This is a genomic window from Aquimarina algiphila (assembly GCF_007489275.1).
Classification (GTDB): domain Bacteria; phylum Bacteroidota; class Bacteroidia; order Flavobacteriales; family Flavobacteriaceae; genus Aquimarina; species Aquimarina algiphila.
On the sequence record NZ_VLNR01000060.1, the window covers coordinates 1 to 17,357 of the forward strand.

The 17,357-nt window shown below is 32.5% G+C and carries 15 protein-coding genes; 9 read left to right on the forward strand and 6 right to left on the reverse strand.

All coding sequences use genetic code 11. The annotated features are described in order from the left end of the window. Nucleotides 1-83: 83 nt before the first annotated feature. The 4 genes from FOF46_RS22585 to FOF46_RS22600 form a co-directional block, all read right to left on the reverse strand. Nucleotides 84-431, reverse strand: a complete 348-nt coding sequence (locus FOF46_RS22585) for a glycine-rich domain-containing protein (RefSeq protein WP_143918019.1) — start codon at nucleotides 429-431, stop codon at nucleotides 84-86. Nucleotides 432-566: 135 nt separating this feature from the next. Further along, nucleotides 567-884 carry a YbjQ family protein gene (locus FOF46_RS22590; protein ID WP_109435680.1) on the reverse strand — a complete coding sequence of 106 codons (318 nt, stop codon included), beginning with the start codon at nucleotides 882-884 and terminating at the stop codon, nucleotides 567-569. Between the two features lie 32 nt (nucleotides 885-916). Continuing rightward, on the reverse strand, nucleotides 917-1,630 hold the full coding sequence (locus tag FOF46_RS22595; protein ID WP_109435679.1) for a PspA/IM30 family protein: 714 nt from the start codon (nucleotides 1,628-1,630) through the stop codon (nucleotides 917-919). Between the two features lie 4 nt (nucleotides 1,631-1,634). Continuing rightward, a complete protein-coding gene (locus FOF46_RS22600) occupies nucleotides 1,635-2,030 on the reverse strand; it encodes a type III secretion system chaperone family protein (RefSeq protein WP_109435678.1) in 396 nt (131 codons plus the stop codon). 325 nt (nucleotides 2,031-2,355) lie between these two features. On the opposite strand from FOF46_RS22600, the gene FOF46_RS22605 reads away from it, so the two are divergent. Continuing rightward, entirely contained in the window at nucleotides 2,356-3,114 is a 759-nt protein-coding gene (locus tag FOF46_RS22605; RefSeq protein ID WP_109435677.1) for a helix-turn-helix domain-containing protein, read from the forward strand. A 66-nt stretch (nucleotides 3,115-3,180) separates the two neighbouring features. On the opposite strand, the gene FOF46_RS22610 is transcribed toward FOF46_RS22605, so the two are convergent. Further along, a complete protein-coding gene (locus FOF46_RS22610) occupies nucleotides 3,181-5,304 on the reverse strand; it encodes a cellulase family glycosylhydrolase (protein ID WP_244299719.1) in 2,124 nt (707 codons plus the stop codon). Nucleotides 5,305-5,980: 676 nt separating this feature from the next. Here FOF46_RS22610 and katG point away from each other — a divergent pair. The 8 genes from katG (at nucleotide 5,981) to FOF46_RS22650 (ending at nucleotide 15,534) form a co-directional block, all read left to right on the forward strand. After that, nucleotides 5,981-8,233: a catalase/peroxidase HPI gene (gene katG, locus FOF46_RS22615; RefSeq protein WP_143918020.1), complete on the forward strand. Its 2,253-nt coding sequence runs from the start codon at nucleotides 5,981-5,983 to the stop codon at nucleotides 8,231-8,233. A gap of 192 nt (nucleotides 8,234-8,425) precedes the next feature. After that, a complete protein-coding gene (locus FOF46_RS22620) occupies nucleotides 8,426-8,884 on the forward strand; it encodes an ankyrin repeat domain-containing protein (protein ID WP_109435674.1) in 459 nt (152 codons plus the stop codon). A 5-nt stretch (nucleotides 8,885-8,889) separates the two neighbouring features. Further along, on the forward strand, nucleotides 8,890-9,471 hold the full coding sequence (locus tag FOF46_RS22625) for a hypothetical protein (protein WP_143918021.1): 582 nt from the start codon (nucleotides 8,890-8,892) through the stop codon (nucleotides 9,469-9,471). 926 nt (nucleotides 9,472-10,397) lie between these two features. Further along, nucleotides 10,398-11,015 carry a matrixin family metalloprotease gene (locus tag FOF46_RS22630; RefSeq protein WP_109435672.1) on the forward strand — a complete coding sequence of 206 codons (618 nt, stop codon included), beginning with the start codon at nucleotides 10,398-10,400 and terminating at the stop codon, nucleotides 11,013-11,015. Nucleotides 11,016-11,216: 201 nt separating this feature from the next. Beyond that, complete coding sequence (locus FOF46_RS22635; protein WP_109435671.1) at nucleotides 11,217-12,671, forward strand: hypothetical protein; 1,455 nt, start codon at nucleotides 11,217-11,219, stop codon at nucleotides 12,669-12,671. A gap of 91 nt (nucleotides 12,672-12,762) precedes the next feature. Next, entirely contained in the window at nucleotides 12,763-13,764 is a 1,002-nt protein-coding gene (locus FOF46_RS22640; protein WP_167571916.1) for a sensor histidine kinase, read from the forward strand. Continuing rightward, nucleotides 13,761-14,795, forward strand: coding sequence for a histidine kinase (locus FOF46_RS22645; protein ID WP_109435669.1), 1,035 nt, complete (start codon nucleotides 13,761-13,763; stop codon nucleotides 14,793-14,795). The genes FOF46_RS22640 and FOF46_RS22645 overlap by 4 nt, the downstream gene beginning before the upstream one ends. Next, a complete protein-coding gene (locus FOF46_RS22650) occupies nucleotides 14,776-15,534 on the forward strand; it encodes a LytR/AlgR family response regulator transcription factor (protein ID WP_208746809.1) in 759 nt (252 codons plus the stop codon). Before FOF46_RS22645 ends, FOF46_RS22650 begins: the two co-directional genes overlap by 20 nt. Before the next feature lie 78 nt (nucleotides 15,535-15,612). Here the strand turns inward: FOF46_RS22650 and asnS are convergent, their stop codons facing one another. Then, a complete protein-coding gene (asnS, locus tag FOF46_RS22655; RefSeq protein WP_143918024.1) occupies nucleotides 15,613-17,055 on the reverse strand; it encodes an asparagine--tRNA ligase in 1,443 nt (480 codons plus the stop codon). Between the last annotated feature and the right edge of the window lie 302 nt (nucleotides 17,056-17,357).

Genomic DNA, 17,357 nt, shown 5'->3' on the forward strand with positions numbered 1-17,357 from the left:
TTTAAAACCTTGAGTATTTTATCGTAATTTGCTTGAAAGTTGTGCATATGAATTATAGTGTCGTAACTACAATTTACTGCCTTTTAGCAGTTTGCGCAACTTTTTCTAAATGCACAACGGGTTATATATAGTTTAATTGTTCTTTTAAAAACGTTAGCATCTTCCCTTTTACCAGGAGTGTGATGAATAAAACGAGTATAATGTTTTAAACAAAATTGCTCATAAAACCTTGTAAATAAAATGAACTCATGCCATACCAAATTAACAAGGTATGAAGGGCTCAGTTTTTGATCTGTTATGTGAATTAAATCCAAAAAGCGAACTAGTTCAAGAATTAATTCATCAGAAGTCAACTCGTACTGTTTACAGATATTGTCAATCTTATCTATTATTAAAGGAATTTCTCTTTTTATTTCATTGACTTTTTTCACGATCAGTTATTTCGTTTTTCAAAATTTTCTATCTTTTTGATCTTAACTCTTCTTAAAATCAAATAGATAAGAAGTCCTAAGACTACTGCCCAGAATAAAATTTGTATAATTCCCAGTGATGTCATTATAGTCATTTTACAATTTTAATTTTACGGCAGTACCATACGCCAAAATTTCTGAAGCTCCTTGCATTACCATTGATGTCGTAAGTCTAACATTTGTTACCGCATCTGCACCTAATTTTTGTGCATCGTGTACCATTCTTTGCATAGCTTGCTCTCTGGATTGCGCTTGTAATTTTGTGTATTCTTCAATTTCTCCTCCAACAATGTTTTTGAGACCAGCAAAAACATCTCGTCCTATATTTCTTGCTCTTACGGTACTACCCCTGGCAATACCCAGAATTTCTGTTGTTTCCTTGCCAGGGATATTCTCTGTTGTTGAAATTATCATGATTTGACTTTTTTAGTTAAAATGCGTTGACCTTATTCTTTGTCATCGCTCATACCTAACTGCTCTTTGAGTTTTGCAAGGTCATCATCAGCATTAGCTTTGGTTACATCAACAGCTTTATCCAATTCTTCGTCAATTGATTTAGAAGAATTAGCGATATCTCCATAAGCCTCTGCAAGTGCTTCTTCCTGATTCACTTTGTCTTTCATACGCTCTAGCATAGAAACAGTACTTGAACTATCTATTTCTGCCATTTGTTTATTTACATTTTTGGTAGCTGTAGATACTTTTACACGAGCTTTAAGGGTTTTTAGTTCATTCTCCCATTTGCTTATGTTTTGTTTTATCTCCTGAATGCTTTTTTCTAATTGAGCGACAGAAGTATTAAATTTTTCAGATTCACCCTGGCTTCGTGTTTGATGTTGTTGTGATTCTTCTTTTTTGATTAATGCTTCTTTTGCCAATCGATCAGCTTCTGTACTATCCATATCTCCTTTTTGTGCTTTTTTAAGGATTAACATGGCTTTTTGCTGATAATCTTCTGCTTTTGAAGCGTATTCTTCAGTATCATTTTTTGCTCTAATAGCTAATGCCTTTACTTGAGCAAGTGCTTCCAGGCTTTTTTCAAGATCAGTTTTCATATCACGAATCCCTTGTTCGGTCATCTTGATAGGATCTTCCATTTTATCAATTGCAGAATGTGCTTCTGCTTCACCTATTTTAAATAGTCGTCTAAAAAAGTTCATAGTATTAGTATTTTGAATAATTTATAATTTGATCTGAATATTCGCTTAATAACAGCCCTAAGGAGTTTAAAGATCCTTCAAGCTCATTAAGATCCAGATGCTCTACCTGTAATGTGTCCCTAAAAATTACTTTTTCTCCGGTATCGTCCAGAACAAAAGCTCCATGTACGATATCTCGGTTTTTTTGAAGTAAATTGCGATACACTACTTCATTTTTATTTTTGATGTTGAAAATATGTTGCTCCATTATTAAAATAGGCGGGGCTATACCAAGAATCATATTTTTGATCCCTTCATTTTCTTTGCTAATCATAATAATTCCCTCTCTTGTGTTTTCATGTGTTATATTATAATTGAGCTGAAGCAAATAATTTTTTACTAGTTGAAAATGATCTTGCATGTGATGGTTGTTTTGATGGATAATTAAGTGATTTATTTCGTATTGTTTGACTACGTATCAATATTACAAAAAGTCGCATAACTTTTCTACAATATCTACAGCTAAATTAGCTAGATAATATACAATGAGTATCATGGGTATGAATGATTTAAGTTAATGATTACATGTTTTGCTAAAATTTTTAGTATAACCCCCGTTACTTCTTAAGAAAAGAATAAAATACTGAAGTATTTCTACTAAAATTAGCATTTTTAAAAAGTATTAGCTAATATTGTTAGTGTAAATGTACAATAAATTTTTATAATTGCAAATAAAATTAGCAAAAATGTCATTTTTTGGAAAAAATATAAAAAAGATACGAAGCATAAAAGGATTAAGTCAGCAGGCGTTTGCTGAGCTTTTTGAGCTGAAACGAGGGACTTTGGGAGCTTACGAAGAAGGTAGGAGTGAACCTAAGATTGAGACCTTAATAAAAATAGCTAATTATTTTAGCATAGCAATAGATGATCTGCTAACAAATGAACTTACTGTGAATCAGTTATTAAAGTTTAAGGGAGATTTGACTACCTATGCAGAAAACGTTAAACGCGAACAGTTTGCTCTGATCCCTTGTATTACAGAAAGTACTTCGAATGATTATGCCCTTTTATATAATCAAGAATCATTTATAAAGGAACTACCAACCATGCAACTACCTGTAAATCTTACAAAAGATTTTCGTGGTTATACCGTGAGCAACCTAGAAATGTCTTCGCATGATAAAGGCTTTTATCCAAAAGATATTGTAGTAGGAGAAAAAGTTCCTTCGACTGTAATGAAGAAATTAAATAATGGGACGCTCGTTTTTGTGGTTGTTGATGGGAAATTAATTTTTAGAAGATTATATATTACTAAAGACAAAGTAGTGCTAAGAGCCGATCATAAAAATATTGAGGATGCATCTTATCCTTTGTCTGATATAAAAGAAATGTGGAGAGTACGATATGTATTTTGCAGACGTATACCAGAATTTGGAGATGATGTAGAAGATAAATTATTCCTTATTGAACAACAACTTCAGAAAATGAAGGAACGATTAGGATAGGAATTCAGGGGGATGTCAAATCCCCCTGAATTTTAATTATATCATTTTACGATTATCAAAGGTATATTATTCCTTGTTTTTGATAAATCGCATAGATTTATATGTTTCTTTTCCTTTAATTTCTACAAAATAGTTACCGTGAATTAGTGCAGAAACATCAACTGTATCGGTTTTATAATCTGCAGATGTTTTTAATACTACTTTACCTCTTATATCTGTTATTATAACCATAACTTTTTCTGTAAGACCTGATATATTTAATGTTTCAGAGGTAGGAACCGGATAGAGTTTCAACTGTATGTTTCCTTCTGCTTTTATTGCGTTGTTTTTAGTACGAGATGAACAATTAGGAGTAGCATTCGAATTACTAAAATAAATAGTGAATTCTTTGTTTTTTGAAACCATTACAAAATTATCTCCGTCTTTTGTGACCCAATACTCACCATCGAGATTTGTAAAACCGGTACCACTTAAACTAACCCCTGGCATTGCACTGTTAAAGTTATGTGTTGCATTGCTCAGAAGATCATTCCACCAATTGGGGTTTCCATTATTTGTATTTATAGAAAGTTGATATAGTCCATTGTTAGGTGAGTTCCAATTTATTGTAAAATTCGTAAGATTACTTAAATCTGGACCACCTGTACCAATAACATGTGCATTGGTATAAGAACTATTTTCTAGTGTAGGTAGTGAAGTGGATGAAGGGGTTCCATATTTACAATCATTGCCTCCTGTTGGTGGATTAGGATCGGGATTAGAATCTACTGGTGAAATTTGAAACCAATTGATATTAAATTTCCCAGAAAGTGCATATAATTCTATAGTCTTTAATCCTGCGGTAAGGTTTGTGGTAGTGGTAATTGTATCCCAGGTCTGCCATCCCCCGGTTAAAGGTATAGATGTGGTTTTTACTACAGAAGCTCCTTCTTTGAATTGTAATTTTGCAGTGTTTACTATACTGGCTACCCGATACTTTATTTCATAATTACCATTTGCAGGAATATTTACTCTATACCTTATGTAATCTCCATTATCAATATATCCCACATTCATACCACCACCTGTATCTGTTGTGGCTTCAGTCTGAATTCCTTTTTGTGAGCAAAAATCCTCTGCTTGTATGATAGTATTGATTGACACGCCATTTCCAGTACATTCTTCAACGGGAGGATTAGTAATATCTCCTCCCCAATTTTTAATGATATCTTTAATATAGATTCCTGTAGCAGTCAAATTGTTACTAGTAAGTCCAGATACTCCTGTTCCGCTTGTAACTACAGATGCGCCTTCTGCTTTATCACTTACAGACCAGTTCGCATGACTGATATTGTTACTTTTCATAAAATCCAACCATTTTTGAGTTTCTTGTTTATCAGCAGCTCCATCACCAGTCGCCTCTACCGCGCCCCATTCGGTAACAAATAATGCGATACCATTATTCATTGCTCTAATAGCTTCATCTCTTAAGTATTGTCTGTGTGTGCCTGCATAAAAATGTAAGGTATATGCAATGTTACTTTTTGATATAGGATTGTTAGAAGCTTCTTCCACTTTTTGAGACCATTGAGAAGTACCTACAATAATCAGATTGTCAGGGTCTTTGCTTCTAATAGCATCGATGACTGCTTCAGAGTATGATTTTATAGTAGGCCATGATTGTGCTATCGGTTCATTGTATACTTCATAAATTACATGATCATTATTGCCATATAGTTCTGCCATTTCTGTGAAAAAAGTGATGGCTTGTTGTTGGTAGTTTTCTGCATTATGAGAGTGCCAATCGATAATTACATAAATATTATTTGCAATTGCTGCTTCGACGACAGCTTTTACCTTGTTTTTTTCGCGAGTGGGGTTGGTAATATAACCTCCCGGGTTTTCAACTCCCATGGCTGCTCGTACAATACTAGAATTCCAATCTTGAGCTAAGTGATTTACTGTTGCCGCATTATAAAATTTTGCACCTTCGCCAAAATTACTCCAAAAAATACTGTTGCCAGCTAGACTTATGGGTTGGTTGTCTTTGTTAACGACTTGATTTCCTGATACTCTTAATCGACCATTTTTTTCTACAACTGATTGAGATAAAATAGATTGAAGAGGAAAAAAAATAAGAGCTAAAAGGAACAATTTAAATGCAATAGGTTTACTTTTTCTTTCGAATAATTGTCGTTGAGTTTTCATCATTATTTTAGGTTTTAAGGGTTTGAATTAATGAGTGCTCTTGTAAACAACACTCATTTATATGAACGAGTAAATACGATAAATTGTATACGTTTAATATGTCAGTAGTTTTAAGATAGAATACATCCTTGATTCTGCCTTTTTTAAGGACATCCGTATAAAGTAAAAAAGCACAGAATGATGATTATATAGACAAAAGTTTTGGAGATTGGTTTTTTTTGATGAAATAGATTTTACTTATTTTTAGATTGTAACAATCAATTTACCATGTTGATTTTGAATTGAATATAATGTATCTTTAGGTAAAGATAATTCACACAAAACGGTATAACAATGGTAAAGAAAAGATCAGCTTTTTTAAAAGGTACTTCAGTTTCAAATAATACAATATCTATAACCCCAGGAAAAAGAACTTTCATTGTATAGTTAGAAGAAACAGTATTTTTCTAGATATTTCATGATGTTTAATGCTTTTAAAAAGATATGGCTAAAAGCATAAGATCTTCAAAAAATACATCTTATAATTTTTAAGAACCTTGAAAAATCTCTTCTAGTTTATAAGTGCATTAAATAATAAAATAGATTTTATATATCATAATTGTAAAAACAATAAGATAATATTATTGTAGGTTTGAAGTAATTAATAATAAATAATCATTTTAATCTTAATATATCAGCAATGAAAAATAACAATCTCATGGATGAAAAATCTCACGGTTTGGGCTATAATGGTACCGGTGAAGGTATGTGTCCTTTTATGAATGGTTCACTAAAACAAGGAGCAGGAGGAGGAACTTCTAATCGTGATTGGTGGCCAAATCAATTAAAGTTGAATATTCTTCGTCAGCATTCTTCATTATCTAATCCGATGGGAGAAGCATTCAATTATGCTCAGGCATTTAAGGCTTTAGATCTTGAGGCGGTGAAAAAGGATCTTATAGATCTAATGACAGATTCTCAAGAATGGTGGCCTGCTGATTATGGTCATTATGGGCCACTTTTTATTCGCATGGCTTGGCATAGTGCAGGAACATATAGAATTGCAGATGGTAGAGGAGGAGCTGGATCTGGAAATCAACGTTTTGCACCATTAAACAGTTGGCCTGATAATGGAAATCTTGATAAAGCACGTTTATTGTTATGGCCAATTAAACAAAAATATGGTAAGAATATTTCTTGGGCAGACCTTATGATTCTCGCAGGAAACTGTGCACTAGAATCGATGGGGTTCAAAACTTTTGGTTTTGCAGGAGGACGTGAAGATGTATGGGAACCTGAAGAAGATATCTATTGGGGTTCTGAAACAGAATGGTTAGGAGATAAACGTTATGCCGATGGGCGAAAACTTGAAAATCCGCTTGGAGCGGTACAGATGGGATTAATTTATGTGAATCCAGAAGGACCAAATGGTAATCCTGATCCCGTTGCATCTGCCAAAGATATTCGAGAAACTTTTGGGCGTATGGCTATGAATGATGAAGAAACAGTGGCACTGGTTGCTGGAGGTCATACTTTTGGAAAAGCCCATGGGGCAGCAGATCCAGATAAGTATGTGGGTAGAGAACCAGCAGGAGCTGGTATTGAAGAACAGAATTTGGGTTGGAAAAATAGTTTTGGTAGTGGGCATGGAGATGATACGATTACTAGTGGTATAGAAGGGGCATGGACACCAAACCCTATACAATGGGATAATGATTATTTTGATGTTTTATTTGGTTATGAATGGGAATTGACAAAAAGTCCGGCAGGAGCACATCAATGGAAACCTACAGCTGCATCTGCTGCAAGAACAGCTCCTAAAGCTCATGATGCTTCTCAGACACAGGACCTCATGATGACTACCGCAGATATGGGATTAAAAATGGATCCTATCTATGAAAAGATTTCCAGACGTTTTTATGAAAACCCTGATGAGTTTGCAGATGCTTTTGCCCGCGCATGGTTTAAATTAACACATCGTGATATGGGGCCTGTTGCTCGTTATCTTGGTTCAGAAATACCAAAAGAAGAGTTGATTTGGCAAGATCCAATACCAGCAGTAACTCATACTTTAATTGATGATAAGGATATTACTTCTCTGAAGAACAACATACTTTCTTCTGGATTATCGGTTTCTCAATTGGTATCTACAGCATGGGCATCTGCATCAACATTTCGTGGTTCTGATAAACGTGGAGGAGCAAATGGTGCTCGTATTCGCTTAGAACCGCAAAAAAACTGGGACGTTAACAATCCAGCTCAACTCTCCAAGGTTTTGGAGGTTCTTGAGAGCGTTCAACAAGAATTCAATAGTTCTCAATCTGGAGATAAAAAAGCTTCACTTGCAGATATTATTGTTTTAGGAGGTTGTGCAGGTATTGAGAAAGCGGCAAAAAATGCAGGTTATGAAGTTACAGTTCCTTTTACACCAGGGAGAGCTGATGCCTCACAAGAGCAAACGGATATAGAATCCTTTTCTGTTCTTGAACCAAAAGCAGATGGGTTTCGTAATTATATGAAAGGGGAATATGAAATTTCGGGAGAAGAAATGTTAGTTGATCGAGCTCAATTGTTAACTCTTAATGCGCCTGAGATGACAGTACTTGTTGGGGGTATGCGTGTTCTTGGAACTAATTTTGGAGATTCACAACACGGGGTTTTTACTAAGAGTGCAGAATCTTTGACTAATGATTTCTTTGTAAATCTTCTTGATTTAAGTACAACATGGAAAGCGACTTCTGAGTCTGATGATGCATTTGAAGGACGTGATCGTAGAACAGGAGAAATCAAGTGGACCGGTACTCGCGTGGACCTTATATTTGGCTCAAATTCTGAATTAAGAGCACTGGCAGAAGTATATGGTTGTAAAGATTCTCAAAAATTGTTCGTAGATCATTTTATTGCAGCATGGAGTAAAGTTATGGATCTCGATCGCTTTGATCAGGATAATTAGTGGGTTGTATATCCAAATGCTTTATAAACCGGTAATTTGGTGACAAACCACACACTTTTAGTAAGTGTTTGATAATGATAATTATAAATTTTTGTTAATTAGAGTTTAGTCGGGAATCTTTTTTGAAATTTTCAATCAAAGAATCCCGACTAATTTTGTACATTATTTTACAAAAGTTAATTTAAAATTCGCATGGAAGATATTTTTAGTGCTATTCGATCTAAAAACTTAGAAGAGGTAAAAACAATTCTAAAGACTAACCCAGAAGTTGTTAATCAGAAAGATAATAGAGGTTCTACACCTTTATTACTTGCTTCATATTATGGTCTTGAAGATATAACCAGGTTAATATTACAGTACTCTCCAGATATTGATGCAAAAGATGCTGCTGGAAACACTGCTTTAATGGGAGTGTGTTTTAAAGGATATTATGATATTGCAAAATTACTTATTGAGTCAGGAGCCAATATAAATCATAAGAATTTTAATGATGCCACGGCACTTATATATGCTGCTACCTTTGGCCAAAAGGAGATTATCAAATTATTAGTAGATAATCAAGCTGATATAGATGCAAAGGATAATAAAGGGTATACTGCAGAAATGCACGCCAAAAATCAAGGTTTAGAACTTTCAGAATTATTTAAGTAAAACGAGTGAATACTAATAAAGATATAGAGAGTATAAAATCCGTAAATATAAGATCGGTTGGCATTAAAAGACAAGTATTAATGTCTTCTGCTACCGTTGAGATTTTTGAATCTTTTTTAAAAGAAAATATTGGTAGTGAAGTATTAGTTGTTAATACAAATATTGGAATAGGAGTCTATTACTATTCTAAAAATGATTACAGTACTTTTATTCGAGAAAGCGTGTTGTTGTATACTATAACTCATATAGATCAAAAGAAACTAAAGTTTCGTAATAACCTTAACAGAATAGATGTATATCAAAGTTTTTGCGAGGCATTAATTGCATTTTCTCAATATCCACAAATCTTTTTAGCATATGCCAAAAAGTTTATTTACCTAAAAGAGAAAAACAAAACCAGTACATTTGTTATCCCTATTTTAACTGGTTTTTTTGAAGAGGTTCTTAAAGTACTTGATGAAACAGGTAAGATTCCTCATTATGAAAAAATAGAAAGAGCAAAAAATAAGCTTAAGAAATCAGATACTGATAATAAAGTGATTAAAGAACTCATTTCAGAAATCTTATTAAAAAAACACTACAATTAGAATACTATTAAAAAATTTGATATTAGACCTTAATCGTTTATAATTTAGAATTATATAAAAAGGAACTGGCAATTTTTGTGTGGATTTATCCAAGTCACTTTTTTTAAATTAGTCTAATGTTCTGATTATAAAATATCAGAACAGGGGAAAATCCCCCCTATCTCAGGTGTGAAATCCTCAAAATTCCTTCCTTAATTTCTTATTTTTGTAGGATTACACTTACTTGAAAATGTTAAATAAAATTTATTTTTTTATTTAAAGTCTCTATTTATCGATGAAAAGCAAGGCTTCTTGGTAGTTGCGTAAAAATATTGTGGTTTTACCGTATCCGAGTATTCGATAACACTTATTACTTTTACAATGAGTTGATAACTAGCGCATATGATCAATTCAATACAGTAAATTCGTCAAAATGTAAAATAGTCTTCAAAAAGCCCCAGAAGAATGTTTAACATCATTTAAAAGAATAGGGTAATACCTCTCTTTTAAATACTAAATACTTCTATTACCCCGGAAGTGTTCTCAAATCTTAAAAAAATGACGAAACCTATTTTAATTATCATTCCGTATCATAAAAAAAAGAACAAGAAAATTTTTCTACTGTTTTCAAAACGAAAATCTAACACATCATTTTTGTTTACGAATAATAGTGCCTTTGGATAATGAATTAGAGTACTTTCTAATCAGGAAAATCGATCTTCAACTATAAGCACTTGATGAGGGAAATATCAGGGGAAAGCTTAAGTATATAGCCAGAACAAACCATTTGACATCTTTATATTTTACTATATAATTAAGAATGATTTCTTTCTTATAAGTGACTTCTATTGCCCAAATTTATCTGTTCTGCACATTAATCAATTTACCAAAATCAAGTGTTACAAAAAGATTGTAAGAATCAATCAAAAACTTAAAAAGTCTTAATCATGAAAAAATTACTACTTATCATATCAATACTTTCCTTTTTATCTTGTTCTAGTGAAGAAGACCATAGCCCAGAAAATATAATGGACATGATATTTGTTGAAAATCCAGAAAGGACCGTAAAGGTTAATATTATATACGTTGAATCTCAAGATTCTTCTGATAAATCATCTTACAATTTGGACGAAAAAGAATTCATAAACTATTTAAATGGATATTATTTTCACAGATTAGGTATTGGATTAGAGATAGATGAGTCTAAAAAATTGATTAATGACGAACTGTATGATCTAACAGATAATCAAGGTTCAGAACCGAGTACGTTCTTTACGCAATCGCAAGAAACATATGACAAGGATAAAATAAACATCTACATTATCAAAAGATCTAATATACGTGGTATCGCCGGAATGGGAAGAAGTCAAAGGGTATTGCTTACAGATGAGCATTTATTTACTTCAACCAGCCCACATGAAATCGGTCATGCGTTAGGGTTATTTCATACTCATGAGACTGGGAATATCATGAGCACAGAAGAAAAAGCTTTAAGACAATCTTTTAATAAAGAACAAGAAGAGAAAATCAAAAAACGAATTGATCAAATAAATCTAGGTAGCTAATTCTAGCCACTATCATTTTCTTTATATGTATATATCTTTTTGGATATAGGTAATTGAAATCAAGAACAGAAAAAACATTTTTTGACCTTATAAAATGGGATGATGTACAATTCAATACATTTCCGGTACAGTTCAATTCATTTGTTTTTTTAGATATGATATAACGTTCCATCTTTGTGCTTCATCAAAAGACGAACAGTTATGAATCAATTATCAAGGATTATTATAGCAACTATATTTAAGGTCACGTTGCTAATCCTCTCTTTATTCTTTGCATCAGACCTTAATGCACAAAACACATCATATGCTGTAAATTATAATAGGAATAAAACCACTATTAAAGTTCAGGATGGGATGTTTAATAATTTCTCTATCAACTATGAAGGAGAGATAACTTTATCCAATGATGATAAAGATGTTATCGCTATTTCTGATGGTGGCTATTTAGAAATTAAGAAATCTGCTTTTGGAAGTAAGCGTAGGATAGTAATCGAATCCGAAGCTAATGGAAATCTTAATAAAAAGTATTTTGTAGGTTCTTCTAGAAAAGATTTTGCATCTGAAGGAAAGAAGTGGCTTAGTGAAATATTACCAGAAGTTGTAAAAACGACAGCTTTAGGAGCAAAAGGCAGAGTAAATAGATTTTATAGTCAAGGAGGAGCTAATAGTGTATTCAATGAAATTAGAACTTTAAAAAGCGATCATGTAAAATCTAAATATTTTAAACTAGTATTAGAGAAAAATCTATCTTCAAATGAACTCGAATCACTACTTAGAGTTGCGGGTAAAGAAATCAATTCTGATCATTACCTATCAGACCTATTGAAATATAGACAACATAGTTTCTTTGCTTCCAGTTCATTAGTTTCGGCATATATCGATGCTACAAAAAGCATTAATTCAGATCATTATGTTACCTCGGTTTTAAGCACGGCTATAGAAGATGCAAGTTTTTCTGATGATCAAGTCGGAAAATTGTTCGAGATTACAGCAGGAATCAATTCTGATCATTATATGTCACAGGTACTTATGAAAGTGATGAAAAAACGAGAGTTAAACGATGCCAATCTTATGTTGTTAATCAATAATTCAAAGCAAATAGCCTCTGATCACTATAAATCACAAGTATTACTAAAGGCATTAGATTTACCAGAACTTTCTAAGGGAAATTACAATGCTTTTTTGGGGACATTGAGCGATATCCAATCAGATCATTATATCACTGCGGTTTTTTCTAAACTTTTGGATGAGAAATTAGATGCTAGTGAGTTAAGTAAATTAATTCATCTTGCAGGAGAATCTGTTAGTTCAGATCATTATATGGCTCAAGTATTAGGTAAATTAATTAATAAACAAGGTTTGAGTGGGGACAATCTAGATGTATTAATTGGAGCGTTATCAAGTGTGGGTTCTGATCATTACTCTGCTGTAATTCTAAAAAAACTTGCACGAAAGAACCTTAGCGAATCACAATTAGTATCAGTTTTTCGAGGGATGTCGCAGATTAGCTCTGATCATTATCTGTCAGAATCTTTAATTGCTTTTGCGCCTTCAGTGAATGCATCCGGAGACAATGTTAAAGAAGCTTATCGTGATGCTTGTAAAACTATCTCGTCTGAGACATATTATGGGAGAGCACTTCGCGCAATAAAATAATAGCACAATACTTTATCCTACCAATTGGATTGATTATTTTGGTAGGATGAAGTTTAGTTTAGATCACTACTTACATCAATTATCGCCGGTTGTGAAAAAATATTTCACTATTATTTTCGTAGGGTTTGTTTTGGGAATACTTACCTATAGTTTTTTGGGATTCACCCAAGAAAAAGACAATCTAAAATTACTTTGGTTATCAGGGGGGTTAGGGATTATCATTGCGTATATAATTAATGCCTTTAACAAAGGGTTTAACAAACTTGTTTCTTGGAAAAAATATACTGGATTTCGTCTTTTTTTAGGTGTTTTGTTAAATGCGATTATAACTCTTATTTTAATATATGTAGCTTTATACGGATATGTTTTTGTAGGAGATGCCAAAATTGATTTTATAGAAAATTATAATGAGATACTATTAAAATTAGTTATTCTCATATTTTTTGTTTCTCTAGTCTATAATGTAATTTATTTTGCATTACACTCTTATTATCAGTATGCAAAAGGTCAGATCATCTCATTACAATTAGAGCGAAAACAGACCGAGCTACAATTAACTGCTCTAAAATCACAGCTAAGTCCTCATTTTTTATTCAATAGTATAAATACGATATCCTCTTTACTGTTTAGTGATGTTAAAAAAGCTGAACTTTTTATTAGAGAATTAGCAAAGTCATACCAATATATTTTAAATAAATATGAAGATAAATGGCTTACCGTAGCAGAAGAATTGCAATTTGTGAATTCGTATTATTTTTTGCTAAGAACACGATTTAATGATCGTATCCATTTAGAAATCAATTTATCAGATGCAATATTGAAAACCAAAATCCCTCCATTAACACTTCAAATGCTTGTAGAAAATGTAGTAAAGCATAATCAAGTAATACCATCAGAAATAATAAAAATACGCATTGAAGGTGATCAAAATATAATAAGTGTATCAAATAATAAAACTGGCAAACCTAAAAGAGTAGATTCATTTAAAATTGGACTGAGTAATATAAGATCCAGGTATGAACTTATATTTAATGAAACTATAGAAGTGATAGATGATGAACGATTTATAGTTAAACTCCCTATTGTGGTATGAATAAACTATTTATACATCACCCTATCTTTAGAATCATAAGTCCATTATGTAGTGGTATGTTAGTATACTTACTTATCTTATTGGTAAATAATAATGTAACTCAGATACAGGAGGAATTTTTAGGACAGGAGTTATATGTATGTATTGGATTAGCATATGTCATTCAGGAATATTCGAGGTTTTCCTTGTTCTTTTTTGAAAAATTAAAAAGACCAAGTTCCTTATCAGGTAAAATTATACTTCAGGGGCTTATTTCGATAGTTGCATCAGTTATTTTAGTTTCTGGATCTATGTTTCTGTATTTTGATTTGGTATTGGGGTTCACACCTAATATTTCTGAACTTACTATTTTTAACAGTATCTTTTCGGTAATCACTATTATATATCTTTCTGTGTATCTAAGTCATCAGTTTTTGCATAAAGTAAATACTGAGATCATGACAGAGGAATTATCTATAAAAAAAGGAGTAGAGCAGGATTTTCTTCAATTCAAAAAAGGCATAAATCCAATGTTAATGTTTGAAACTCTTGAATCACTAATCGTATTGATGAAAAAAGATACAGAAAACGCAGAGTTTTTGGTTGATCATTTTTCTGCTGTATATCGATACATTCTTTCTAGAAACATAAAAGAATTAGTTCCTATTGAAGAGGAATTGGCTATTCTGGATGAGTTATTACTTTTGTTTGGATATTTGCCATATCGAAAAACAAGATACGGTATTACAGACCGATTAGATACTATGGTTGTGCCTGGTAGTATTATATCGTGCATCGAACAAATTATAAGAAGTACAATTGTTTCTAAAGAGACAGAACTTGTGGTCGATATATCAGAAGATTTAGAGTACATTTTATTAAAATATGTGCATCAGGAAAAGATTAGCTATGCTTTGAGCCAAAATAATATTAAGGACATTTTGAATACTTATCGTTTCTATACTGATAAGGAAATTAAAGTAACTAATACTGATGTTTTTAAAATAATTCATATACCAAAACTTACTGTTGATGAAAGTAGTCATAATTGAAGACGAGCCTTTAGCGGCAGAGAAATTAGAACGTTATCTGCTAAAATATGATTCGGATATTTTGGTTATGAGTAAACTAGTTTCTATTGATGAAGCTGTACTTTGGATAAAATCACATCAAGAAGAAGTAGATCTTTTTTTTATGGATGTCCAACTTACAGATGGTCTAAGTTTTGAGATTTTTGATAAAGTACAAGTAAATAGACCAGTAATTTTTACTACCGCGTTTGATGAATTTGCTATCGATGCTTTTAAAGTAAATAGCATAGATTATCTTTTAAAACCTGTATTGTTTACAGATCTTACGAAAGCACTTAGGAAGCTAGAAACACTAAGATCTCAATTCTCTACAGAAAGTAATGTCAATCAAATCGTAAAACGTATGACTGATACCGTATTTAAAAATAGATTTTTAGTACGTCTGGGGAATCATATTCATTCTGTTAAAAGTGAAAACATTTCTTTTTTCTTTGCAGAAGGAAGGGATGCTTACCTTGTAGCTAATACTAACAAGAAGTATATGATAGAATATAAATTAGAAGAGTTGGAAAAAATGTTAGAACCTAAACTATTTTTTAGAGTGAATCGCACCTTTATTGTCAATATTAATGAGATACAGGATGTATTGGTATATTCTAATAGACGCTTAAAACTAACATTGAATCAAAACCCGGATAAGGAAGTAATTGTAAGCCGAGAGAAGGTCGCTGACTTTAAACAATGGTTTGAGGGGAATTAATAGCTTGATCCAAATAAAAAAATCCCCAATTGATTGCAATTGGGGAAAAGTTATATGTAGTCTTTTAATATAAAAAAATTAGAACTCTGCGTTAAGCGGTGTTCTAGGGTAAGGAATTACATCTCTAATGTTACCCATTCCGGTTACAAAAAGAACTAGGCGTTCGAATCCAAGTCCAAAACCGCTATGTACACAAGTTCCAAAGCGACGCGTGTCTAGATACCACCATAAATCTTCTTCAGGAATATCGAGGGCAGCCATTTTTTCTTTTAGAACATCTAAACGCTCTTCACGTTGTGAACCTCCTACAATCTCACCAATTCCAGGGAATAAAATGTCCATAGCTCTTACCGTTTTTCCATCTTCATTGAGACGCATATAGAAAGATTTGATATCAGCTGGATAATCAAATAAAATTACTGGGCATTTAAAGTGTTTTTCAACAAGAAATCTTTCATGTTCACTTTGTAAATCTGCACCCCATCCATCAATTGGGAATTTGAATTTTTTCTTTTTATTAGGTTTAGAGTTTTTAAGAATCTCAATTGCTTCGGTATAACTTACTCGCTTAAAATTATTTTCTAATACAAACTTTAATTTATCACGAAGAGACATTTCTGCTCGTTCTGCCTGTGGTTTTTGTTTGTCCTCTTGTATCAGACGATTTTCTAAAAATTCGAGATCATCCTGGCAATTTTCGAGAACAAACTGAATTACATACTTTATAAAATCTTCTGCCAGATCCATATTTCCATCCAGATCACAAAAAGCCACCTCTGGTTCTACCATCCAGAATTCTGCAAGATGACGAGAGGTGTTTGAGTTCTCTGCTCTAAAAGTTGGACCAAAAGTGTATACCTGACCCAATCCCATAGCGTAAGTTTCGGCTTCTAATTGGCCAGAAACGGTTAGATTGGTTTCACCCCCAAAGAAATCTTCTTTGTAGTTTACGCCCCCGTTTTCATCTTTAGGAACATTATTAAGATCAAAATTAGTTACTTTAAAAGCTTCACCGGCACCTTCAGCATCACTCTTTGTGATTACTGGTGTGTGTACATAATAAAAATCATTCTTTTGAAAATATTCGTGTATCGCAAAAGATAATTTTGAACGAACGCGCATTATTGCACCAAAGGTATTAGTGCGAACTCTAAGGTGAGCTTGCTCTCTTAATTTTTCAAGGCTATGACGTTTGGGAGATAATATAGTTAATTTTAATTCTTCGGGATCAGCGTCTCCTTCAATTTCAACACTCGATACGAGAATCTCAACACGTTGTCCTTTTCCTTGACTTTCTGCCAAAGTACCATTGATAACCACAGCCGCACCAATATTAATTCTATCGATAATTGCAGCGTCTATTGTATTGTCTTCTAGAACACACTGAATATTATTAATAGTCGATCCATCGTTAACCGCTATAAAACGGTCATTTCTGAAGGAACGAACCCAACCTTTAATAACTACAGGTTGTAATAGTTTATCGCTTTGTAGTACTTCTACCACCTTGGTATGTTTCATCTGTCGTGTTTTTTGTTTTTAATAGTCAGATGTAATTCGTCTAGCAGTAATTATAATCATATTCAAAATCTACTACTAAATTCATTTCATTATATCCTGTTTTATAAATATCAATTTTACACTTTTTTAGAATATGTAAACATATAAATCATTTAGTCGTGTAAAATTTTAAGGTAGCAAAGATAATTTTTTAATCTGATTGAAAGTAATCTTATGAATTCAAAAAGCGTCTCTCGCAGAAATATAGTCTGGTATTCTTTTTGATATTCAATAAATGGTATGGTAAAAACATTGTAATCTGA